The organism is Mucilaginibacter sp. SG564 (assembly GCF_013149275.1).
GTDB lineage: Bacteria > Bacteroidota > Bacteroidia > Sphingobacteriales > Sphingobacteriaceae > Mucilaginibacter.
In genome coordinates this window covers 210,993-235,867 of sequence record NZ_JABGNA010000009.1, presented here as the reverse complement: position 1 = coordinate 235,867, position 24,875 = coordinate 210,993, and the positions used below count along the sequence as shown (strand labels likewise).

The 24,875-nt window shown below is 42.8% G+C and carries 21 protein-coding genes; 4 read left to right on the top strand and 17 right to left on the bottom strand.

Annotated features, from left to right (window positions below; translation table 11 throughout):
• Positions 1–4: 4 nt before the first annotated feature.
• From FHW89_RS21580 to FHW89_RS21550, 7 genes are all read right to left on the bottom strand, one after another.
• The gene (locus FHW89_RS21580) at positions 5–769 is read right to left on the bottom strand and encodes an SDR family NAD(P)-dependent oxidoreductase (protein WP_172337124.1); all 765 of its coding nucleotides are present in this window, start codon (positions 767–769) and stop codon (positions 5–7) included.
• A gap of 228 nt (positions 770–997) precedes the next feature.
• Positions 998–2,659, bottom strand: coding sequence for a UxaA family hydrolase (locus FHW89_RS21575; protein WP_172337123.1), 1,662 nt, complete (start codon positions 2,657–2,659; stop codon positions 998–1,000).
• 76 nt (positions 2,660–2,735) lie between these two features.
• Positions 2,736–4,088, bottom strand: a complete 1,353-nt coding sequence (locus FHW89_RS21570) for an alpha-L-fucosidase (protein ID WP_172337122.1) — start codon at positions 4,086–4,088, stop codon at positions 2,736–2,738.
• A 21-nt stretch (positions 4,089–4,109) separates the two neighbouring features.
• Positions 4,110–4,442, bottom strand: coding sequence for an L-rhamnose mutarotase (locus FHW89_RS21565; protein ID WP_172337121.1), 333 nt, complete (start codon positions 4,440–4,442; stop codon positions 4,110–4,112).
• A gap of 301 nt (positions 4,443–4,743) precedes the next feature.
• Positions 4,744–5,265, bottom strand: a complete 522-nt coding sequence (locus FHW89_RS21560) for an N-acetyltransferase (protein ID WP_172337120.1) — start codon at positions 5,263–5,265, stop codon at positions 4,744–4,746.
• Positions 5,266–5,375: 110 nt separating this feature from the next.
• Entirely contained in the window at positions 5,376–7,796 is a 2,421-nt protein-coding gene (locus FHW89_RS21555) for an ABC transporter permease (RefSeq protein ID WP_172337119.1), read from the bottom strand.
• A gap of 225 nt (positions 7,797–8,021) precedes the next feature.
• Positions 8,022–8,894: an AraC family transcriptional regulator gene (locus tag FHW89_RS21550; RefSeq protein ID WP_172337118.1), complete on the bottom strand. Its 873-nt coding sequence runs from the start codon at positions 8,892–8,894 to the stop codon at positions 8,022–8,024.
• Between the two features lie 644 nt (positions 8,895–9,538).
• Here FHW89_RS21550 and FHW89_RS21545 point away from each other — a divergent pair.
• The 3 genes from FHW89_RS21545 (at position 9,539) to FHW89_RS21535 (ending at position 13,022) form a co-directional block, all read left to right on the top strand.
• Positions 9,539–10,939: an ATP-binding protein gene (locus FHW89_RS21545; protein WP_172337117.1), complete on the top strand. Its 1,401-nt coding sequence runs from the start codon at positions 9,539–9,541 to the stop codon at positions 10,937–10,939.
• 138 nt (positions 10,940–11,077) lie between these two features.
• Positions 11,078–12,739 (top strand): response regulator, encoded by a 1,662-nt coding sequence (locus FHW89_RS21540; RefSeq protein ID WP_172337116.1) that lies wholly within the window; start codon positions 11,078–11,080, stop codon positions 12,737–12,739.
• Between the two features lie 10 nt (positions 12,740–12,749).
• Positions 12,750–13,022, top strand: a complete 273-nt coding sequence (locus FHW89_RS21535) for a UBP-type zinc finger domain-containing protein (protein WP_172337115.1) — start codon at positions 12,750–12,752, stop codon at positions 13,020–13,022.
• Positions 13,023–13,157: 135 nt separating this feature from the next.
• Here FHW89_RS21535 and FHW89_RS21530 read toward each other — a convergent pair whose 3' ends face one another.
• The 8 genes from FHW89_RS21530 to FHW89_RS21495 all read right to left on the bottom strand — a co-directional run bounded on the left by FHW89_RS21530 (position 13,158) and on the right by FHW89_RS21495 (position 20,593).
• On the bottom strand, positions 13,158–13,592 hold the full coding sequence (locus FHW89_RS21530; RefSeq protein WP_172337114.1) for a DoxX family protein: 435 nt from the start codon (positions 13,590–13,592) through the stop codon (positions 13,158–13,160).
• A 182-nt stretch (positions 13,593–13,774) separates the two neighbouring features.
• Entirely contained in the window at positions 13,775–14,767 is a 993-nt protein-coding gene (locus tag FHW89_RS21525; RefSeq protein ID WP_172337113.1) for a sugar phosphate isomerase/epimerase, read from the bottom strand.
• 62 nt (positions 14,768–14,829) lie between these two features.
• Positions 14,830–15,318 (bottom strand): hypothetical protein, encoded by a 489-nt coding sequence (locus FHW89_RS21520; protein WP_172337112.1) that lies wholly within the window; start codon positions 15,316–15,318, stop codon positions 14,830–14,832.
• A gap of 23 nt (positions 15,319–15,341) precedes the next feature.
• The gene (locus tag FHW89_RS21515) at positions 15,342–17,531 is read right to left on the bottom strand and encodes a penicillin acylase family protein (RefSeq protein WP_172337111.1); all 2,190 of its coding nucleotides are present in this window, start codon (positions 17,529–17,531) and stop codon (positions 15,342–15,344) included.
• 500 nt (positions 17,532–18,031) lie between these two features.
• Positions 18,032–19,123 (bottom strand): DUF3810 domain-containing protein, encoded by a 1,092-nt coding sequence (locus tag FHW89_RS21510; protein ID WP_172337110.1) that lies wholly within the window; start codon positions 19,121–19,123, stop codon positions 18,032–18,034.
• Positions 19,124–19,243: 120 nt separating this feature from the next.
• A complete protein-coding gene (locus FHW89_RS21505; RefSeq protein ID WP_172337109.1) occupies positions 19,244–19,759 on the bottom strand; it encodes a DUF2911 domain-containing protein in 516 nt (171 codons plus the stop codon).
• Positions 19,760–20,062: 303 nt separating this feature from the next.
• Positions 20,063–20,263, bottom strand: a complete 201-nt coding sequence (locus tag FHW89_RS21500) for a hypothetical protein (protein WP_172337108.1) — start codon at positions 20,261–20,263, stop codon at positions 20,063–20,065.
• Positions 20,264–20,353: 90 nt separating this feature from the next.
• Positions 20,354–20,593 (bottom strand): hypothetical protein, encoded by a 240-nt coding sequence (locus FHW89_RS21495; protein ID WP_172337107.1) that lies wholly within the window; start codon positions 20,591–20,593, stop codon positions 20,354–20,356.
• 185 nt (positions 20,594–20,778) lie between these two features.
• On the opposite strand from FHW89_RS21495, the gene FHW89_RS21490 reads away from it, so the two are divergent.
• Positions 20,779–21,408 (top strand): DUF47 domain-containing protein, encoded by a 630-nt coding sequence (locus FHW89_RS21490; RefSeq protein ID WP_172337106.1) that lies wholly within the window; start codon positions 20,779–20,781, stop codon positions 21,406–21,408.
• 72 nt (positions 21,409–21,480) lie between these two features.
• On the opposite strand, the gene FHW89_RS21485 is transcribed toward FHW89_RS21490, so the two are convergent.
• Both FHW89_RS21485 and FHW89_RS21480 read right to left on the bottom strand, forming a co-directional pair.
• Positions 21,481–23,997 carry an outer membrane beta-barrel family protein gene (locus FHW89_RS21485; protein ID WP_172337105.1) on the bottom strand — a complete coding sequence of 839 codons (2,517 nt, stop codon included), beginning with the start codon at positions 23,995–23,997 and terminating at the stop codon, positions 21,481–21,483.
• 128 nt (positions 23,998–24,125) lie between these two features.
• Positions 24,126–24,539 carry an EamA family transporter gene (locus tag FHW89_RS21480; protein WP_172337104.1) on the bottom strand — a complete coding sequence of 138 codons (414 nt, stop codon included), beginning with the start codon at positions 24,537–24,539 and terminating at the stop codon, positions 24,126–24,128.
• Positions 24,540–24,875 lie beyond the last annotated feature (336 nt).

The following is a 24,875-nucleotide window of genomic DNA, read 5'->3' as shown; positions in this document are numbered from 1 at the left end:
AAGGTTAGTTGTTCAAAGTTATAAATCCACCATCGATAGGATAATCGGTGCCGGTGATAAAGCCTGCCTCGTCTGAGCAAAGATATAGAGCAAGGGCGGCAACTTCTTCCGACCGACCCATCCTGCCGATAGGCTGACTCTTGGATAGCTTTTCAAAAATCTCATCCTCTTTACCGGCGTAGTTTTTGGCTATAAAACCATCCACAAACGGCGTATGGATACGTGCAGGTGAAATACAGTTACACCTGATGTTATCATGCAGGTAATCGCGCGCTACAGAAAGCGTCATGGCATGTATAGCACCTTTACTCATTGAATAGGCAAACCTGTCGGTAATACCTACGCTGGCCGCTATAGAAGCAGTATTCAAGATCACGCCTCCACCATTAGCTTTCAACGCCGGGATCACCGCGAAAAGGCAGTTGTAGGCACCCTTTACGTTCACGTTAAATACGCGCTCAAAGTCTTCGGTACTGGTATTATCGGCCTTGCCAATGTGGGCTATGCCCGCGTTATTGATCAGAATATCGATCTTACCTATTTTGTTGAAAGTATCTACTACCTGTTGCTGATTGCTTACATCACAGGCATAGCCGAAGGCTTTTCCGCTGGCTGCTTCAATTTCGCTTACAGTTTCGGCCGCGGCCTTGTCATTTAATTCGATGATGTGAACGGTAGCACCTTGCTGCGCAAATAATACCGACATGGCTTTACCTATGCCGCTGCCCCCGCCTGTGATCACTACCGATTTATTGGTTAGTTTAAACATGTTACTCTAATATAGATTTATCCAATATTTTGTCATCCTGAACGGAGTGAAGGATCTGTTAGCGGACTATTCATATATGCCAATAGATGCGTCACTCCGTTCAGCATGACAAATTTATAATTATAAAAAGGCATCTGTCAGTCTGAGCTTGTCGAAGACTCGCGCGGAGAGGCCTTTGCCCACCATGCTTCGACGAGCTCAGCATGACACCCTATTTTATGCTCCGTCTTACAACGACACCCCTCTTTTCCAGGGTATAAAATCATCCTGACCTAGTTTTACCGATTTGGGTTCAACCTCGCCGCTGGCCAGTTGGATCACATAATTTAATATACGTTCGCCAGCCTGTTGAATGGTTTCTTCACCTTCGATGATTGTCCCGCAATTAATATCGATAATATCCGGCATACGTTCAAACATAGCCGTATTGGTTGATAATTTTACTACCGGGGTGATCGGGTTTCCGGTAGGCGTACCCAAACCTGTGGTAAACAAAACGATATTAGCACCAGAACCTACTTCGGCAGTAGTACTTTCCACATCGCTGCCTGGCGTACATAACAGGTTTAACCCTGGCTTGGTTACTTTTTCGGGATAATCCAATACCGCCGCAACCGGCGATGTACCACCTTTTTTGGCTGCTCCTGCCGATTTAATGGCGTCGGTGATCAAACCATCGCGGATATTACCGGGTGATGGGTTAGCGTAAAAACCTGAGCCGTCGGCCTCCGCACGGGCGTTGTAGGTGGTCATCAGTTGCATAAAGCGATTGGCTGTTTCTTCGTCGACACAACGGTCGCTCAGTTCCTGCTCCACGCCGCAAAGCTCCGGAAACTCGGCCAATATCACCGAACCGCCCATAGCCACCAGCAAATCGGACACATAACCCAACGCAGGGTTTGCCGAAATACCCGAAAAGCCATCAGAGCCACCGCATTCCAAACCAATACACAATTTAGATAATGGCGCCGGCTGACGCTGATTTTGATTAGCCTGTACCAAACCGGCAAAGGTTTGCTTTAGCGCCTGTTTCAGCAACTCACTCTCGGTACCTACTTTTTGCTGCTCCAGCACCACCATTGGTTTGCTGAAGTTGGGATCGCGTTTGGCTATTTCGGCTTGTAAAATACTCACCTGCGCATGTTGGCAGCCTAAACTTAAAACTGTTGCACCTGCCACGTTTGGGTGGGTAATATACCCGGCGATCAGTCCACACAACGCGTCCGAATCATCCTTTGTACCTCCGCAGCCCATGCTATGGTTCAAAAATTTAATGCCGTCGATGTTTTTGAACAGTCGTTTAGAGTCCGCTTTTTCTGCTGATGCCTGGATATCGGCATTCAATATTTCTTCAACAGATTTACCTGCCTGGTAAAGCTCCATCAGTTGCTCAACATCGCCATCATAGCTTTTGGCTTTTTTGTAACCCAGTTTATCAACCAGGGCTTCTTTTAATACGTTGATGTTACGGTTTTCGCAAAATACCAACGGCACTACTATCCAGTAGTTGGCAGTACCAACAGAGCCATCGGCACGGTGGTAACCATTAAAGGTTTTACTGTCAAAGTTACGGGTATCTGGTTGGTGCCAACTTAATTTGCGCTCGCCCAGACGAAATCCGTCAGAGGCGTGGTGCACATTTTGCGTGCTCAGCAAACCGCCTTGTGGTATGGTACTGGTGGTTTTACCCACCAGTACGCCATACATGTAAATTTCCTGACCGGTTTTCAGTTCATTGATCGCGAATTTGTGTTTCGCGGCAATACGATCGGCTAAAGTAAAGGTGTTACCCTCAAAAGTGATCGGTGTTCCCTGCTCCAGGTTTTGCAGGGCTACCAGCACATTATCATGCGGGTGTATCCTTAAAAATGTTTCTTTTTGTATTGACATTATATCCTAAATTCTAAACTCTAAATCCGAAGTGCTAAAACCTTACGATTAGGGGGCTTATCCGAATTCTGTTATCTTAATTAACTAAAGTTAATTCAATTACAGGTATTTCGTAATTTGGTTTTTTAACCGGCAGGGTTAATTCTACATCCTGCCCTGCGGTTTTACTTAAAAGCTCTGAATGATCATTTAAAAACTGCGCGTATTTAATTTTACCAACATAACCCGGCAAGGTTAATTTGCCATCTTTAGGATAATCAAACACGTGCACATATAAACGACCGTTCACTTTATTATAAGTTAGTTTGGTACCTTCTGGTATCTTATAACTATCGGGCGCAAAGGTACAGTTATAAATAGACTGGCTGTTGGCATGCATCCAGTGGCTCAGGCTATCCAACGCGTTGGTTGCGCGGTAGTCAAACTCTCCGCGGCCGGTTGGACCAACGTTCAGTATCAGGTTACCACCGTTACTGGTGGAGGTGATCAACAGGTCAAGCAGCTGACGATGAGTTTTCCAGGTGTTTTCATCACGATAGTAGCCCCATGAACCAGAAAATGTTTGACAGGTTTCCCAGGTTTTACCACGGTACTTAGCCAGTTCGGCAGTACTCACCTGCTCGGGGGTTTCAAAGTCGGCGCCGTCTTTATACTCTTCCAAATTCAGGCGGTTATCGACAATGATGCCCGGCTGTAATTTACGGATCAGCTTTAATAGTTCCACAGAACCCCACTCATCCTTACCTTTACCGTGACCATCTTTACGTGGGAACGAAAAATCAAGCCAAAGGATATCAATTTTACCATATTTAGTTAACAGCTCGGTGATCTGATCACGCATGTACTGACGATATTTGGCCATATCGCGGTTCTTGTTTAAAGCGGCATAAGAAGCATCGCTTTTATCTTTTGGCGATTGCGGGTGGATCTCGTCAATAGTGTAATCCGGGTGGTGCCAATCAAGCAGGGAATAATAAAAACCTACTTTGAGGCCTTGCCCGCGGAAAGCGTTTACATACTCGCGCACCAGGTCGCGTTTGGCTTTGGTATTGGGTGCCTTGTAATCAGTAAATTTGGAGTCGAACAGGCAAAAACCTTCGTGATGTTTGGTGGTTAATACCGCGTATTTCATACCCGCTGCTTTGGCTTGCCTGGCCCATTTTTGCGGATCGAACAGATCGGGGTTAAACTGATCGAAATATTTTTGGTAGCCCGCGTTATCAATCTTTTCATTATGCTTTACCCATTCATGCCTGGCCGCGCCTGAGTACAGGCCCCAGTGAATAAACATCCCAAAACGATCGTCCGTCCACCATTCCATACGTTTTTGTTTCTGGGCATCGGTTTCGGTACCGATCATTTTTTGCGCGAACACCGGTGACAGGGACAGGAGCACCAGCGCGAATAGCAATTGAGTTCTCTTAAGCATAATTTATTTAGTTTGAATTGGTTACAAGGCAAATATTTTATCCATCAAAACCCATTTTTCGCCATTAAGTGCTCCCTTTACCGGCTGCTGATATTTCCACATCAGCGTTTCCCATTCCTGTACTTTCATATTGGCAGCATCCGCAGCGGCTTTCTTCTCAAAACTGAAGTTATCATCGGTTTCCATGATCATAAATAAACGCACATCAAAACGATAGATCTCCATATGAGTGATACCCGAATCGACAATACTTTTACGGATCTCGGGCCAGATGGCTTCGTGATATTTTTCGTACCCGGCAATCAGGGCTTCATCATCAACCAAATCAAGTGTTAAGCAATATCTGTGGGCCATAGCTATATTATAAAAGCTGGTTAAATTGGTAATACAAAGAAATAAGGTTTGGCTGTAAATAGTTATCCCAAAATCGTCAAAGTGTTAAGCTTTTTTGGCATGGGTTTATGGGAGTAAGGATTTGGTGAGCAAAGAGCAAAGACTAAAAAAAACAGGCTAATTAGTTCGCTCCCGATGGGAAGAGTATGATAAATTTTGTCATCCTGAGGAACGAAGGATCTATTCGCCGGGCGTATCGCACTATAGATGCTTCACTCCTTTCAGCATGACAAATTCTATTTCAGTAATAAACATTTAATAATTATAAACCAATCCGCTTCCAATAAATCATGGTAGCGGTTAAACCTCCGTGTGGTTTCAGGGCATAATCGGGAATGATACCGGTTAAAGTAAATCCTTGTTTTTCATACAAGCCCGAAGCTCCTTCGTCCTGAGCGGTATCAAGCACCAATAAGCTGCGATTATGTTCAACAGCCAACTGTTCGGCGGCTTGTAACAGGGCTTTGGCTATACCCCTGCCACGGTAGTTGATGCGGGTCATCATTTTGGCTATTTCGGCGCGGTGCGGCTGGTTGGGCGGCAGGCTAAGCACCAGGGTTACTGTGGCTACCAGTTCATCACCATCAAAAGCACCGAGAATGATGCGCTCACCACGATCAACAGCTGCTAATGAGCTTGTCCAAAAGTTGATGGATTCGACTGGACTTAAAGGATGCATAAAACCAACCGAACCTCCATTGGCTACCACTTCAATTAGCATAACGCTGAGGGCTATAATATTTTCTGGCCTGTTGTTTAAGGGTTTTATTTTGATGTTGGGCATAGTGTTACAATGTATTCAAATACGAAAAGCCTCACCTAAATCCTCTCCAAAGGAGAGGACTTTACTCTGCAGCTTTCTATCCCCTCTCCTTTGAAGAGGGTTGGGTGAGGTTACTCATTCCTCAATGACGATGTTGGATTAGTAAGCGCGGCCCTGAACGTTAAATAAAACGTGGTAGCTATAGCTATAACTACCAGCGCGAATACCGGCAGTACAAACTGCCACCAGGTAAGCGTTACTTTAAACGCGTAGTGGTTAAGCCACTGGCTAATAAAAATATAAGCTACCGGCAATGCAAACAGACTTGATATCAGTATCAGTTTCACTACATCCCAGGTAAGCAGCGAGATAATGCTTTGTACCGATGCGCCCAAAACTTTGCGTACACCTATCTCTTTGGTACGGCGTGCGGCCGAGTAAGCGGTTAAGCCAAACAGCCCAATACAGGCAATAAATATAGCCAGTGAGGAAAACAGTGTGAACACATGTCCAAACTGTGTTTCCTGGTTGTACTGGCGGTTATAAAAATCGTCCAGGAAAAAGAAATCGAATGACGACTCCGGGAAATTATCGTTCCAGGTGGTTTTAATATGATCTACCATCTGGGCCATATTGTTTTGGCTTACTTTAATTGAAAAATAATCGGCGGGTATCCATGACAAGGTCGGGTCCATAAATAATATCACCGGGGTATATTTTTGCTGCAACGATTGCTGATGATAATCTTTGATAACACCGATCACCTCATCAGGGTGACTGTCGACCGTTTCAATCCATACTTTTTTTCCAATAGCATCCTCCGCTGAGCTAAAACCAAACTGCCGCACTGCCGATTCATTTAATACCACACCAATGGAATCTGCCGGGCGACTTTTATCAAATGCCCTGCCCGCAATTAGCTGCATACCATAAGCCTGCATAAAGTCATGATCAACCTTTAGCATCTCATAAGTACGTTCTTCAGATTTTGGCGCGCCGAAACGCCTGTTGGCCAAAAACCAACGAACCTCCCTGCCCGGCACAGCACCCGAAAGCGTAACCGCCTTTACACCAGGAAAGCCCTGCAGCGTATTTTTAAAACTGCTGATCTTTTGCGCGTAATTACTGGTATTTACCGGCGTTTTGATCACAATGGTTTGGTTAATATTTATCCCGGTATTTTGGCTGCTCATGTAAACAATTTGCCGGTAAACCGCAAAGGTGCCTGCTATAAGCAGTACCGATGCCATAAACTGAAAAGCCACCATTCCCCGACGCAGTAATATCCCGCTTTTTGAAAATGCGAATCGCCCTTTGAGCACCGCTATCGGTTTTAACCGAGCCAGTACCAGAGCCGGGTAAATACCGGATAGTAAAATGCTCCCTAAAAAGACAGCTCCTACTCTCAGAAATAAAGCACTGTTAAATAAAAGGCCATAGGTATTACTGTCAGATAAATAATGTAACAACCCATAGCGCGCACCCAACACCAGTATAATACCCACCAAAAGGGCAGCTATATTAATGATGAACGACTCTGTTAAAAACTGCAGAATAAGCTGTGACGCGTGCGCTCCACTCACCTTGCGGATACCTACTTCGCGCGCACGATCAACTGATTTGGTGGTTGCCAGGTTAATATAATTGATACAGGCTATCACCAGGATAACGAAGGCTATGATATTTAAAAAATTAACCGCGAAACGGTTACCCTTTACCTCTATTTCATAAGGTTTGGCCGGGTTTAAATGGATATCCGCAAGAGGTATCAACTTTACCGCCCATTTGAGTTCCTTTAGTGATGGACCTGTTTTATACCGCTCGGCCAGGGCCGGAAATTTGGCTTCTACCGACTGAGTGCGGGCGCCAGGGTTCAACTTTACAAACGTGTAGCTTTCATGCTGGTACCAGAAATTCTGGATAAACTTGGATGAGGTGCTCCAGGATATCAGGAAATTAAACTGCATGGTGGAGTTGGCCGGAATATCTTTAAAAACGCCAGTAACCATACAGTGATATTTATCGCCAAGCGTACTTACATCCAGGAACTTGCCTATAGCATCAGCACCACCAAAATATTTTTTGGCTGCCGATTGCGATATCGCTATGGTGTTAACCTCTTTAAGTACGGTTAATGGGTTACCCTTTACCAGCGGATAGGCAAAAAAGCTAAAGAAGTTGCTATCGGCAAAGCAAACATGCTCTTCCCGGTACTTGGTGTTTTCATATTTCACCACCCTTTCTGAATTGGCCCAGCTGATCCTGGCGTAAGAAGCAATCTCGGGGAAATTAGCTTTCATGGCCGGAGCATATCCATTGGTGCTGGTTGGCCAGCTATCGGTAAGTTCCTGACCACGGTAAAACTGACTTTCTACACGATAAATGTTGGCCGCATCGGGATGGATGCGGTCAAAGCTTTTTTCGAAATTTACAAAGGCGGTGATGAGTATGAATGCCGCCATGCCCAACGCCAAACCGGTTACATTTATAAAAGTATATATTTTGTTTTTTACCAGGTTGCGGTAGGTAACCAATAGAATATTGCGAATCATAGCTTAATAAGGTTGAAGGCTAAATATAGGGATAATTGCCTATTTATCAAGCCGTCACTGCATCAGGTCAGCAGAAATTACCTGTGTAAAAAGTGGGTTTACATGGTTTACACTTTTCAGGGTTTACATTCATTTAAAATATTGATAATCAAAATATTAATAAACAAAACCCATCAGAAAGTGGGTTTACATGTAAACCCACTTTCTGATCTCTTCCTGCCCTCTTTACGGGTTCTTGGTAAACTCCTTCTGATACATCAGCGGACTTTTCCCGGTTACCTGCTTAAAGTGCTTATGAAAGGTCGAAAAATTATTGAATCCGCTATCATAGCATAATTGCTTGATATTCATCTTATTTTCTATCAGCAACTTACAAGCGTAACCTACCTTTATTTCGATAATGAACTGCGAGTAGGTTTTACGGGTTTTTGATTTAAAATACCGGCAAAAGGAATTGGAACTCACTCCAGCTATTTCGGCAATCTCATCCAGGTATATCTTTTTCCTGAAATTACGTACCGAGTACTCGTAGATATTGTTAAGCCTGTCGTTTTCCGACTCATTATGATCATACTTGAAACCAATGGAAGTAAGGTAGTTAACCGGGTTACTGATGGCCATGGTATTGAGGGCCTTAAGCAGCATGATGATCCTTTCGGCACCATCGGTATCCAGCATATCTTCCAGCAACACGGTTAATTTCTCTTTGGTAACGCCACTGATCTGCAAACCCCTTTTTGATCGTTCCAGTAAAACTTTGATCAGCTTGTTTTCGGGCAACTGCAAAAAATGGTCGCCCCAAAAATTTTCGCAAAAATGAACTACGATTATCTCTACTTTCTCATGCCCGTTATGATCAAAATAAACATCATCAAAACGCCAGTAATGCGGTAAATTGGAGCCAACCAGCGTCATATCACCCGCTTTAAACTGTTTGATACTATCGCCGATAAACTGGGTACCACCACCTTTTTTAAAGTAAATGAGTTCAAGTTCCGGATGGCAGTGCCAGCGGTTATTAATATCGGGCAACACATCGCGCCTTACACTAAATGAATGTGCGGGTCCCGAAGAAACTTTTAACAAAAGCGGTTTCATTCAAGCTATTTTACAATTGATAGGGTAAATGTAGATAAAAAATGTATAAATAGCTTAATTTCTTATAATCTGTTCGCATTAAAAGCATTTTACAGCATACAGGGAAAAATATATTCGATGGAATCCGTGATCTGATCGACAAAACCGGCAAACCAGGACCGATACTTTTACGTATAATATTTTACGTATAATAATAAAAGCGTCATCGGATCTCACCACCGGGACGCGTTTTACTGATCAAATCAACTAAGTCCGGATCAATCTCATGTTTGATCTTTCTTACCAGCTTTCTCAAGTATGGTAACGCGCTAAATGCATCATTTTCTCAACAAGGTGGCGGCCGGAGCCGCCACCGGGAAGATGTTTATATACTCAAACTCATAGTCTTTATCAGAGGCAATAAAAATGGGCGATATTTATTTGATAAACATTATAATTCAATCATTATCAATAATTTACAATAAAAAAACCATCGATAGTGTTCCCGCCCGATGATCAGATTTATCGTATTAATGTAAATCATTGGTCATAAGTTACCCAATTAAAAAATCCTACGTATTTTAGCAAAAGCAATTTTGCTGGGTTTACTGCTGCACAATATTGTGCTCATTAAACTGTTGAATAATAATAGCTAATTTTAATACATGCAAACGGTAACTGTATCCTGGTTAAAATCGCTCGAAGCTTTTAATGGTGTGCCCGAAGATCAGCTGCAATGGCTGTTGGAGAATAGCGTTGATAATATTTTTGAGGACGGGGAATTTCTGATGCAACCCGGCGAACCCATGAGCGGCCCTCATATTATGGTTGATGGCAGTATGCGTTTCTTTATGATGCAAGGTGGTTTCCGACGCGAATTTACTGTTGTAGGCCCGGGTAACATTACCGGCTACCTGCCATTTTCAAGGGGAAAAATATCCAAAGGATATGCGCAAGCCATTGGCAAATTACATATACGGAGCTTTGATACCGAGCTGATACCAGACATGATCAGGAATCATTATGAGCTCACCCAGTCGCTGGTGAATATCATGACCACCCGTGTGCGTGATTTTACAGCCCTGCAGCAGCAGAATGAAAAAATGATGGCACTGGGTAAGCTCTCGGCCGGATTGGCTCATGAATTGAACAACCCGGCGTCAGCCATCGTGCGCGACTCCCTCACCCTGAAAAAGCACCTGGAGCAGGAACCTGAAAGTGTTAAGGCCATCTTTACCATGCGGCTTGAGCCACACCAGGTTACCGGTGTTACCGATCTTTTATTTCATCAGATTTCACAGCAAAATACAACACGTTTAAGCCTTAAACAACGTACTCATCGCGAAGATGAAATAATGGAATGGTTTGATGAGCACGAGATTGAGAATGGTTACGATATTGTTGAAAGCTTTGTTGATTTTAACTTCAGCATAGATACCCTTGAACAATTTGATGCCATTGTTACATCCGAAAACTTGTCAGATATACTAAACTGGATAAGCGATGTACTGATCTCCGAGAAAATGATCAGCGATATACAGGAATCGGCCAGGCGTATTGCCGAACTGGTAAGCTCTGTTAAAACATTTACCCACATGGATCGCGGGCAGGATAAGCAATATGCCGATATACACATTGGCATACGCAACACGCTTACCATGCTGGGTTACAAGATCAGGAAAGGTAATATCAACGTTATTGAAGACTTTGACGAAACCCTCCCCGAGGTAAAAGCCCTGATAGGCGAGCTTAACCAGGTATGGACCAACCTGATCGATAATGCCATTGATGCCATGTCTGTTAACGGCCAGGGAACATTAACCGTTAAAACACGCCGCGACCGTGAGTTTGTGGAAGTATTTATAGTTGACGACGGCCCAGGCATACCAGAAGAGATACAAAGCCTGATATTTGATCCGTTTTTTACAACCAAAGAAATGGGCAAAGGCACAGGTATGGGCCTTGAAGTGGTACAGCGTATTGTAAAACAACACCGTGGCTCTATCAAAGTAAAATCAATGCCGGGCAAAACTGTATTCAGTGTTTGTTTCCTGATTGATGGGTAACGTGTTAGTATCAAGTAGCTAGTATCAGGTATCAAGACAACTTTGTTTTTATACATTTTCAAAAATCTTGATACCTGATACTAGCCACTCGATACTTGATAAAATATTTAATAATTTTACCTTCAGAAAATCACCCCTATGAGCCGCCCTATAATATTTTCCATTGACGATGACCCGCAGGTACTGCGGTCCATAAGCCGCGACATCAGGTCGCAGTATGGTAAAGAGTACAAAATTTTGAGCACCACATCAGCAAATGAGGCCCTGGAAAGTCTTACCGAACTAAAAAACAGCTCGGACGTGGTTGCTTTGTTCCTGTGCGATCAGCGCATGCCCGAGATGGAAGGAGTGAAATTTTTAGAGAAGGCAAAAAAAATATTCCCTGATGCTAAACGTGTTTTGCTTACCGCCTACTCGGATACCGAGGCCGCGATAAAAGCCATAAATGATGTACAGCTTGATTATTACCTGATGAAACCCTGGGATCCACCAGAGGAAAAACTATATCCGGTAATTAATGATCTGTTAGACGATTGGCAAAATAACTATGTACCCGAATTTGTGGGTATCAAGCTGGTAGGCTTCCAGTTTAATCCGCAATCGCACCAGATCAAAGATTTTTTGGCTGGTAACCTGATTCCCTACCGATGGTTTGATATTGAGAAAAATGTTGATGCCGCCGGTTTGTTAACCTTAAATAATTTAAGCACCGACGACTTACCCCTTGTAATTTTTGAAGATGGCAGCCATATAGCCAAACCAAGCATAAGGGCCATAGCCGAAAAACTGGACAAAAGCCCGCAGCAATTGACCGATGTTTATGATGTAGTGATCATAGGTGCCGGCCCCGCAGGGCTGGCAGCAGCCGTTTACGGCGCATCCGAAGGTTTAAAAACTTTGTTAATCGAGCGCAAAGCACCAGGCGGACAGGCAGGTACCAGTTCGCGTATTGAAAACTACCTGGGTTTCCCGGCTGGTTTAAGCGGCGCCGACCTTACCCGTCGGGCTATAAGCCAGGCCATGCGTTTAGGTGCCGAGTTTTTATCACCTCAATCAGTAAGTGATATCAAACAAAAAGATGGCTACAAAACCATTATTTTGGATGATGGACCAGAGATCATCAGTCGTACGGTAGTAATCACTACAGGTGTCGATTATCGTAAACTGGAGGTTAAGGGTGTTGAAAATTACACCGGCGCTGGCATTTACTATGGTGCCGCCACTACCGAAGCTACGGCATGCACCGGTAAAGAAGTATATGTAATTGGTGGCGGTAACTCCGCGGGTCAAGCGGCTATGCACTTGTCTAAATTTGCCAAAAACGTGTACATCATTATCCGCCGGGACGATCTGGTGGCTACCATGTCGGCATACTTGATTAACCAGATTGCTGATACGCCCAACATTCACCTGGTACCCAATACAGAGATAGCTGAAGCCGCCGGCACCAATTGCCTGGAAGAATTAACCCTGTTGAACTGTAAAACCCAGGAAACGGAGAAAAAGGTAGCCAATGCCCTATATATTTTCATAGGCGCGAAACCTTATACCGACTGGATCAAACTTGATATTATCAAAAACAATAAGGACTTTATCGAAACCGGGCGCGAGCTGCGCAGCTATGAAGGTTTTGGTAAAATATGGAAACTTAAACGCGATCCGTTTTTACTGGAAACCAGCTGTTCGGGCATATTTGCCGCCGGCGACGTACGTGCCGGAGCTATGAACCGTGTAGCATCAGCTGTGGGCGAAGGCTCCATGGCTATTAGCTTTGTACATAAATACCTGGCCGAAGTTTAATAAGACAAAAATGATGGAAGACGAAACATGCCAGCATTTAACGGCCGTTAAGGATATCAAACAACCACAAGATTACGTTTGCGAGGAGTGTGTGAAAACACATTCCTCGTGGATGCATCTGCGTACCTGCCAAACCTGTGGTGTTACGCTTTGCTGTGATAGCTCGCCCAATACACACATGACCAAACATTTTAAACAAACCGGTCATCCGGTAGTGATCTCAGCCGAACCCGGCGAACGCTGGCTCTGGTGCTATGTAGATGAGTTGGCGGCAGGATATTAGTTTTTGTCTGAATCAGAATTAACAGAATTTAAGAATTTTCAGAATTCAACATCTCGAACTCGCCACAAACGAGTGCATGGGTTAATTTTTCAGAATTTATTTAACTTGTTTGCCCTTTTTCTCACTACTCACAAACTACTTTTCGCTCAAATACTTATCCAATGATATGGGCCCCGATCCGAGTATCATGAAAACCACCAGTAGTACCAGTGCTACGATAGACGGCCATGCCATCGCGTTGATAGGTTCCTGAAAAATGCCGGTTAAAAATACCGCGCCCAAAACTATCGGTATTTGTATAATGCAGCCTAAACGGGTGAGGATGCCTACCGCTATAAGTACGCCACCAACCATATGCGCGAAGGTTACATAATAAACCAACGCCATCAATACACCGGGCGTCAGATCAATCACATCCTGACTATCAATCAAGCTTTTGAGGTAAGCCGTATTTTGCATAAAGGCAATGCCTTTGAGCAATAAAAACACGCCGAGCGCAATGCGTACCACATCAAGGGCTTTAGGGTGATGAGTATCTCCCCAATTTTCAATTTTATGAACCAGGTTCATGACAGCCTCCTTTTTTTTAAAGGTTAATTGGTATAAAAGGCAGCGGCTTTATGAGTTAAAGAGGCATACCTTATTTTACTAAATATAATAAGAAACTTATTATATATGCAAATTGTTTTATCGACAGCCATACAGCTAAGTAACTGAAAACAAGGGCAACGCATCAATTATCCATTAAATGATCATAAAGCATTATCTTTTAGCCACCCGCGCAATGTGGATAAGTCTTTTTGCACGATGCTGGTAAATTGATGTTTGCTGATGGTTATTTGTTTGGCTCCATCCTGCGCGCCGCCCAATGCATCGTACTCACAATGCAAACTCAGCGGCCCGCCAATGTTTTGTTGCTTGAGCACTTCAAAATATTTCTTGAAATTGACCATGCCCTCGCCCAGCGGAACGCTCTTCACCTGCCATTTGCCATCCTTTTTGTCCCAGTAAAAATCTTTGATGTTGGTAGTTTTAATAAAAGGAACAAGCGGTTGTATCGAAGTAGCCCAGGTGTCGGCACCCTCGGTGGTGGCATGCCTGATATCGTACTGGCAGCCTATTGATGTCGGATCAAGATCTTTTAGCGCCAGCCAAAGATCCCAGATGGAGGCACCAAACAGATCACCAGAATGATTTTGATAAGCGCCGTGCATATGGTATTTCTTATTAAAAGCTGCCAAACCAGCCAGTTGCTTGCTGATTAGCTGCAAATTTGCCGGCACAGTAAGTGTTTTATCATAATTAAACCAGGCTGTACGGTAATATTTAATACCCAGCGCCGAAGCCGCTTTCAAAATATCAGCCGCGTATTTCTCGTCGGCTTGTTTAATATTGGTTACTATGGAATACACTTTTAACCCGGCTTTTTCAACCGCGGCAACAGCTTTGGGCAGATCGGCAGTAACATTTTCGGGTAATACATGACCATCGGGCCGCACAGTGAGATCAACACCATCAAAACCCATTTCGGCAGCCAGCGCGGCCATATCAGCATAATTGAGCCAGTGCAGATGTTTGGAGAAGATACTTACTTTAATCTTTTCTACGGTGCGTTTGTTGGTATTTAAATCAGTAGAAGTTAAAGGGGGTACCGGTGTTTTGGAGAGAGCATTCACACCCAAAGGGATACCGGCTGCTGCGAGCGCAGCGGTGGTGATGAACTTTTTGCGACTGATGGTTTTCATAGGCTTTATCAATTGGTTATGCAATATAATAAAGCCGCACCGGATTTGATGAGAGGAAAAACTTAATCGAAACCGATGAACTCCTTTTGTTTCACCTCTATTGATCCAAAGGTATTATCCCGGTTAACATATACCGCAATGTGATAAAAGTTATTATCGAACAGGTAAATATTGTTCGCCGCGTCGGCACCCTGAATGTTCATTTTCAAGCCGGCGCTTTTGGCCTGTGTTATTAAATTAAACAAATGTTGTGGTGTTTGCGATTTATAGGTAACCGTGCGCAACTGGGTACCATTGCTGAGTTTATATCCTTCGCCTATGATCACCGTTTCCTGGGTTTTATTACCGGCAATCTTACGCAAATGCTCTATCGTTCTGCCGTTCAGTTCCTGCAGATATTCATTTTTAAACCCTTTGCCATTTACCAGGTAGTTATGGGCATCGTCATTAGGCAGGTTGGAAATGTTGATCAAATCATTCAGTGTAATGCTTTGGCTAAATACATGGCCGCTGCAAAATACCAGTAAAGCGATAAAGAGATATTTTTTCATTTTTTTGATATTAACCCAACCGTTTAATCACCCGGATGATAGGTTTTTTGAGCGTGTTTCAACACATCGCTTTTATAAAATAATACATCTTTAAATTGGCCACCAATAAAACCCTGCGCCTGATCGGTAAAGTTTTTTGATGTCGCATTAAAAGACTGCCCTCCGGTCATGATACTTTTCGCCTTTATCTTCGGACCAAACTCCACCGCTGCTACAAAGCTATTGCCCGAATAACCGTAGCGTTTTTGTGTATTCACGGTACGGCTCTGGAACGATGGCAACTGCCCAAAGCCCGATCCGGTTGCCCCCACGGGGATACTCGGTAGTTTATCATCAAAGGTAATGCCATCTGCAGGGCGCTGGTACCTGTTTATATCCCCCCACGCCATTTTCCATGTACCAAAGCGGCTTTGCAGGTTTTTTAAAACCGTCGTTAAAAATTCAAGCTGCTGATCGCCGCTCATCTGAGCAAGTTTTTTCACACGTTGGGTAATAAATGTGCTCTGCTGATCTGTTTGCGGTGGCGGCAGGTTTTTCATCATCAAGGTACCCCACTCAATGGCCAGGGTACTGGCTACAGAATTTACAGCGCAATACTTATCCCATTGCTTCAATAGCAGTACGGGCTCCGTCAGTGAACGCTTAACAGAATCAGGTGCACGCTCATAAGCCGCGAACAAGGGTGGCAACAGATCATCAAAAGCAGTGAGGTAATGGTTATAGCCCTTCGCTATCAGTTGATTAAGGGTGATATGGTCTGCATCTTTGAGTAATTTAATGGCAGTAATGGCCCGATAATTCTCGCCATCGGGAGCCATGTAAACAGGATATTTACTCTTGTCCGGACTACTGGTTCCTGAGGCTGTGTAAGGTGTAGAATTACAATTCTGAATCCAGCCGGTTGCCGGATTGATATCGGTAATGATATCTTTTAGCGCATGCACACCCTGCCATTCGGTTGCCGGTATGCTGCCATCAACAGGTAAGCTCCAGTCAAACTTCGGATCGCGTTTGGGAATATAGTTACCATACCAGAATACGATATTTCCCTTATCATCGGCATAGACCGTACTGTTGGAAGCATTTGATACCAGGTCCATGGCCTTTTTATACTCTGTGAGATTATTAGCCTTGGTGATCAGCCATGATTCCAGCAAAGCGTTATAAGAGCGATTGTTGGCTTTCAGTGCCAGCCATTTACCATCGCGGCTGCCTAAAACGGGGCCATGATGGGTATAGTACCCTGTAATCGTTTTCGGTTCCAGTTTATCGCCGTTTCTGATATTCAGCACCAGTTTACGGGTGGCAACTGGTTTAAGCGAGCCGTTGTATTCATAATACCATTTACCATCTTTTTTACTCATTTTCTCGGCGTACAGATCGCCCACATCAGCGTAGCTGCTGGTATGCATCCAACCGCAATGCTGGTTAAAACCCTGGTAAATAAAAAACTGTCCCCAGGTAACCGCGCCGTATGCGTTCAAGCCCTCATCGCTCACCAAACCTACTTCGCTGCGGAAATAAAAAGGCACATGCGGGTTTATATATAACAAAGCATGCCCCGAGGCTGATTTGGATGGCGCTATAGCAAAACCGTTTGAACCCGTTTCGCGCTCATTGATCATATCATAAATGGGATTGGGCTTGTTGATCAGGACGCCCAGCTGTTTATTCCATCTACTATAAAATTCCTCTGTTTCATTGAGGCGGATGCCTCCGGTTTCGGTTGCGGCAACGCTGCCATCGGTAAACATTAAAGCATACCAGGGTTCAAAACGCTTAAATACCAGTGGCTTTACCTCGGGGTGTTTGTACAGGTAATAGTTGATACCATCGGCAAAAGCATCCATGAGCTTTTTAAACCAGGGCGCACTGGCTCTATAATCTTTAATCGCTTCCGCGCTATCGGCTATTAGTTGTAATTGTACATCGGTATATAGTTTGCTACTGCCGTCAACTTCGGTTTGCCGGCCCAATTGGTACAGGTAATTACGCTCGATGCCTTTAAAATTATCTTCGCATTGGGTATACATCAGTCCAAAAACTACCGCCGCGTCCGTCTTTCCATAAATGTGCGGAACTCCCCAATTATCACGAATAATGGTTACAGTTTTCGCCAGTTGCTCTGCCCGTTTTATTTCTTTTGGATTAAATATTTGAGCAAAAATTACCATTGGAGAAAATATTAAAACTATAGTTATACAATGCTTCATAGTAACGATATTTTTACTGGCCAATTTGACTTTTTGATTATAAAGTTTAAAATGTTTTCATAATAATTACAGTAGATTTGCCATTCAAGCGTATAATATTTACAACACATAGGCGTTTCCATTCAATTATTCATAATTGAATACCAAAACTGATCGATCTTATTGCTATAAACAGCATACTTACAAAGTAATAAAGTTTTGTTTACCGGGCACGTTTTCGCTGAGGTAAATTTATAAGAGCTTAGGTACTCATTAAGCATGATATCTGAGATTTAGTTGATACAATATCATTGGATGATATTGCAATGCGTTCCGGGGGTGAGATACCGGAGCGCATTTTTTATTTCGGTTCATTGGTTTACTTGTTCATTGGTTCAGTGGTTCAGTGGTAAATGCGGTGAGCCTGTTTTCTTTCACACGTTAATTAACCGTAATAGCTAATAAGCATGTATTATACAACCACACACCAATGAACCAATGAAAAAGTAACCCAATGAACCTTAATGAACCCAGTTTTTACGCTCCTGGGCCATTACCAGCAATACCATCCGGTTATAGGTTTCGAGTCCCTGGGGTTGATTGTTGGCCTTTAAAAAGCTATCGTAAAAAATGCTGCTGATAGCGTTGAGTTTGTTTTCATAGGATAGCCAATAGCTGTGTTCGGTGGCATAATCATGGCGCACTTGCTTTGATATGGTAGCTTTGAGTGCCTTATAGGCTACCGTATCACGTCTGCCTAATGAATACATGAACTCACTAACAGCCAGGTGGTAGGCCGAATAGCGTAACAACCTGTCTTTAGAGTGTATGGCAACAACAAAACCGGCAAAATCGGCCTCATCTTCGGCACCGTACCCCATCTGATGTGACATTTCATGACAAGCCACGAATGGCCGGTTAAAAACAGGCATTTGGAAGTTGATCTGTGCTTCGGAAGTAAAAGGATTATAATAGCCGGACGTACCCATAAAATTGAGCAAAAATGTAAGCATAGACGGCTTAACATGCGGATGCCAGGCTCGAAAACTAACCGAGCTGGTAGATAGCCCGCTCAGCGCATGTTTGGCGGTTTGATAAATAGTACTATTGCTTTGCGCCATATCGGCTGCGGTAACCCGCGCCCGTGTGGCATTTGCACTATCAATAAGCAACTGGGTTACTTTGTGCAGGTCGGCAGTGGTAAAGGAGGTATCCCGTAAATTAAGCCGCTCCGCCGCTGACGGACGGAAATAATTCATCCCCCAAAAAAGATAAAATGTCAATATACCTGCCTGCACCCCTATCACTAAACCCAATAACATTACTCCTGCCTTTTTAAATTGTTTTTTAAAAAGGAGTTTAAAGAAACTGATAGTTTTATAGATCAGGTAGGCTATAACCGCCACATATATAATATCGCCCACACTAAACGGAAACAGGTTAAAAAGCGGGTGCAGGGTATAGCAAATTAACACATAAAATCCCTCAGAATAATAACGCTCAACCCAAACCGGGTGATCGCCAAATTGCATCAGTATAAAAATGGCCAGGGCCAGGGATAATATAACTGCTATCCTTTTTAACAAAGGCTTTTCGCGAAAGTTATAACGCATTAGGGATATATAAACTAATAGTAATTTACTAAATTACTATTAAATGGTTATTCAAGGCTATTAAGGCATAAAAAAAGCCCCTTTGAGGGGCTTTGATACATCAAGTTAATGATAGCAATTTTATTTTATAGAAACCGGGACTTCGAAAGTATCCCATTTCAGCGCAAAACCACTCTTGGTAATGGTGTATTTAAGGCTCTCCTCTTTAGGGATGGTTTTTCCTTTAACGGTTACACGTAAAGCATCGTTGCTTTCTTTATAAGTATAAGCTCCCCACTGTTTCGGGTTCTTATCAAAAATAATAGTCCAGCTGCCGTTTTTGTCAGGGATCACAAAAAAGGCATATCTGCCCGCTGCCAATGGCTTTCCTTCAACCTTTATAGCTTTGCTGGTGGTAATGCTGGTTGCAGAATCGGCCCCGGCACGCCATACCTTATCAAATGGTACTAATTCGCCCAAAACTTTACGGCCTTTTACGTACGGACTGCCATATTTAATTTTAATGGTTGAACCGGCTACTACTGCTGTTGTACTGTCATGTGGGCTTGCCGGCTTTTTATCCTGGGCAAAGGCAACTGAGGTTAAAAGCACAAATGCAAAAAGCAATCCTGCTTTAAATTGTAATAATTTTCTCATAGCGTGTTTTATAGTTTTACTGGTAAATATAACATGAATATTGTTTGCTTTTCATTCACTATACAAATAAGTTAGTTTAACACATTACCAGTAAAACATATAAAAAGCTAAAACTAATTGACGATCAGTAACGTTATATAGAAAAAACGCCACATTGCAGTTAGGAATTGATCTTAGGGGTTCATAGCCTTAAGATTAAACAATTGTTGTGGTTTTTGCCCTTGCCGAAAGGCAGGGGTTTTTTGTGCCGTTTTTTCCGTGATTAAGAGGTAAGCCTAAACATTAACATCGTCTTTAATAAGCCTAAACATTAACATCGTCTTTAAACTCTTCCCAGTAAACAGTTTCGAGATATATGCCATTGTTAATGGCCACACGGGCTTTTATTTCCTGCAATTCGGCCTTGATCTGTTCGGCGGTATGGTCGCTGCTTATGGAATGATAATAAATTACATAACCAGTTTTACTGTTTATAAATTTATAATGTTTATCAGCGGGTTTCATAAATAATGAACTTATATAAACATAATAAGCAGTACCCTCATATTGTTTTGTTAAGAGTTAAAATGTTACAATACAATAACATAATGGCAATTAGGCTTTTTTGAACCGTAATGCCATTTGCGACAGCTCGTCATCGCTGATCTTAGCGGGATCTTCAAACTGCCGCAGTACAATCTGAGTTGGAAAATTGATACTTCCACCCGAGGTTTTAACCATTACCCCCGTATCAAACACACTATGATACTTGTAATCGCCTATCAAATAATTGTGTTGTGATAACCTGATCAGCAGCTCAACAATAACATAAGTAGGTAGATGATTCCTGGTCATGCCTTAAATATACGTTAATTAATAATATTAAATTAACATTACATTAACAATAACATGACCTTGATGCGCAAATTAATCTCTACATTTAGGCGAAATATTATTGAGGACTTAAGCAAGTTAATCAACTAAAATACAACATTTTAGTTTAATGATATTAATAAAAAAAGGATCATAAAGTTCAGTGTATGTCGATACTTCCAAATTCCAATAAGATTTTTTATGACTTGTTTAACAGAGCGGCAGCCAATGTAGCCGAAATGGCTAAATTGCTGGATATGGCTGTAAACTCAAAAGATGTTTTTGAGCAAAAATACAATTTCACCCATATCGACAAATTAAAGATAAAAAGTTACGAGATCACTCACCTGGTATTCTCAGAATCAGGTAAACAGCTGATATCACCCTTTCAGCGTAAGGATATGTGCGATTTGGCAGCCGCTATTGATGATGTTGCCGATAGCATAGCTATGGCATCGCGCCGTATACATTTATATGATGTGCCTAAAATAACAGCACCTATGCTGAGCCTGGCCAACTTGATACTGCAAACCAGCACCGAGCTCGAAAAAGCGATCAACGCCATGAATAACCTGGGTAATTCGGCGCAGATATTTGAACTTTGCACCAGTATCAAAAAATTGGAATACCAGGCTGATACCGTTTACAATAAAGCCTTTGCCGATCTGCTGGCCAATGAAAAGGATGCTATTCAACTCATTAAATACACCGACGTATTTATGGCGATGGAAACCGCTACCGATAGCTGTGAAGATGCCACTCTTATTATTGAAAGTATCCTGATCAAAAACGGATAAAAAATACAGCTCTTATTTTAAAGTGCTATAGCAAAAAGCGATGCTGAGATCATCTCGGCATCGCTTTTTGGTTTATTTACTTTTACCGCCTCCACCGTTACCATCTTTAGGCTTTTCTGTTGAAGGAGGATTATCAGAGTTGTTATTCATGTTATCATCATCCTTGTTATCCCTGTTATCTTTCTTAAAATCAAGCTTGCCAAATTTGTAGCTTAGGCTGATACCGAATGATTGTACAGGCACCAGGCGCAGGTTGGTTTGGTAAAAACCGTTTCCGAATGTAGACGAACTCTGGCTAACATATTTGGCAAACGGATTTGATGCAGTAAGCCCAATACTGGCCTTTTTGTTCATGAACATTTTGCGCATGGCCAGGTTATAGAAAACAAATTTAGGGTTGGTTCCCTGTATACCCTTCTGCGATGAATTGTAATTGCCAAAAAACTCTGCGCTCAGGTCGTGTCCGAAATTATATTGAGCATTCAAATTCAGACGGTAAGCAAAAGCACTTACGCTTGTAAAACCCGGGTTATTGCTGGTTCTGTCGCTAAATATCATATTGGTACGCAAACTCAATTTACTGGTAACCGGTACCGATGCATAAATGTTAATACCAGTGCGGGTCTCTGATCCTAAATTGTATCGCTGGTTGTAGGATACATTGGTATACGTAGTACCATTTACATCCAATGTAGTGTAAAAAGTAGTGAACGACTGTATATCATCTGTATTACGGCGATAAAAAGCAGCAATATTAATATTAGCTCCTTTGTCAAAGCTTTTATTGTACCCGAGTTCAAAATTATCCCCCTTCTCGGGTTTCAGATTAGGGTTACCTGTGCTGATGTTGTGCACATCGCTGATATTTAAAAACGGGTTCAGATCACCGTAGTCCGGGCGCTGTATCCTGCGGGTATAGCTCAACTTAACAGATTGCGTAGCATCAAGCTTATGCGAGAATACGAGCGATGGCGCCAGGATATTATAATTGGGGATATTAACGCCCTGAAAATCGGCTGTTGTAACGGTGTACTCATCCCGTAAACCACCTTTTACATCCAGAAAGCTATTAAATAACGACGCGGAAGCCGACAAATAATAGGCATATATCTTACGATCGTACTTAAAGCTATAGGTTTGGCCCGGGCTTGGTTCAAACACGCCATCTGGTGATAATACCGAAGTAGCTACGCTATTATTGATATTGTTAAAATCGAGCTTGCCGCCAGTTTCAATAGTGAAAGTTTTACTTACCGGGTGCGTGTAATCAACAGAAACCGTGGTTTCATGATCTTTACCCGGGTTGGTATTTGATATACCCGTTGAAGGTTTCACATTGTTCAGATAATCTTGCTGCTGGAACGAGCTGAAACTATTATTACCAAAGCTGGAGGTATACAACACGTTAAGCTCCTGCCCTTCCTTATCAAACGTTTTTTTGTAGCTCACGCTAACATCGGTAGAGGTACCATTGAATTTACTGTTGGAGTGGCGGATATCGCTTGTATCTGAAAGCAAAGCACCACCCGGACTTGTTTTGCGCGACTCTTCATTGGTTATGGCATCGCCATGGTTACCAAAATGATTAAACCCGATGGAAGCCGTCAGATCATCATGCTTGGTGATATTCCAGGTAAAGTTCAGGCCCGATTGATAGCCGTTACGCTTAAAGTTATTACTACCCTGCTGAAACAGGTTGGTATTGTTATTTAGCGAATCTTTGGAATCACGGTTACGGGTATTGGGCGAGTTGCTGTTGATCTGCGCGTTACCACTAAAAAAAGCGTTCACCCCAAAGTTGCCTTTGCGAACATTAAGGTTAAATGATCCATTTTCGCGGCGTGTACCTGCCGACAGGTTAACACTGCCATTCACCCCTTCTACCCTGCTGTCCTTTAATATAATGTTTACAATACCACCGGTACCCGCAGCATCATATTTAGCACCCGGGCTGGTAACCACCTCAATACTCTTGATCTGGCTGGCCGGAATGCTGGCCAGCGCATCGGCCAAACTTGCTCCAAAAATACTGGAAGGCTTACCGTTGATCAGGAAGCGGATATTGGCATTACCCTGCAATTCCACATTACCATCAATGTCAACGGTTATTTGCGGTACTTTCTTTAATATATCGATAGCGACACCACCTTGAGCACTCAGATCGTTTTGCGGGTTATACACCATCTTATCGATCTTATTTTCAACCGTCGGCGTTTTGGCCGTAATGGTTACCCCCTGAAGCTGATGCGGCACCGGGCTTAGTTTTATTTCGCCGATGGATACATTACCATCTTTTACTATCACATGCTCTATAGTAGCCCGTTGATAGCCTAAAAAGTCGGCCGTAACTTTATACTCACCAGCGGGAATATGATCAATTGTAAAATTTCCTTTGGTATCGGTACTGATACCATTAAAAGGCGACGCGCTGCCTTGCTTATAAACGGAAACAGTGGCATAATCAACCGGCTGTTTATTAGTGGCATCGGTAACTTTACCGCTTATTTTTCCTTTAGCAGCGGGGTTAACCTGGGCCTGAACATTTACAAAAAAAACTAAAAATAAAAATAGTATAAAAACGGGCTTCATTCGAATGGTAAAAGGATTATTCAACCCGCGAATTTGCCAAGAAAGATTGGATTAAAACTGAATTTTATCAATTGTTGTGTATTTGTTACAATATGATTAACCCAACGTAAAATACCTGCTACAAAACCTTAAAAAATAAGCACCAAAGTACCGCCAATGATGAGCAGCGCACCCGATGCTGTTTTCCAGGTAAGGGGTTCGCCTAAAAATATCACCGATAAAACAATAGCGATGGCCACACTCAGTTTATCAACCGGGGCCACCTGCGATACCTTGCCCAGTTGCAGTGCCTTAAAATAACAGATCCACGAAAGCCCGGTAGCGCAACCCGAAAGCACCAGGAACGTCCAGTTTACTTTGGATAAACTACTGATACCCTGATTACTCCCTTTAAACAGCACAATACCCCAGGCCAGTATCAGTATCACTACCGTGCGTATGGCGGTTGCCAGGTCGGTATCAACGCCTTTGATGCCTACTTTGGCAAATATCGCGGTAAGGGCGGCAAACAGGGCCGAAAATAAAGCATAGATCCACCACATAATTTTTGAGTTTAATGTTATGAGTTTTACGGTTTATTATAGGTTTCTTTTGTGCAAAAACTTTTTAAACCTGGTATTTTAACAATTTTTTGTTCAAAAAGGGGCTAAAAAAGCTCTTTAATTGTCTGTTTTAATAAAGTTTTAATCCATTTTAACACTTTTTAACGAAATTATTGACGGCTTTTAAAAGTTTAAAAAGTATTAATTTATTGCCTACCAAATAACAACATACCGAACGGTCGGTTTGGTTGTTGTATTTTCCTTTAACCAAACAGCCCGGTTTCCTTTGTTATCAGGAAAACCGGGCTGCTGTTTATACAAAAACACGCAATATTA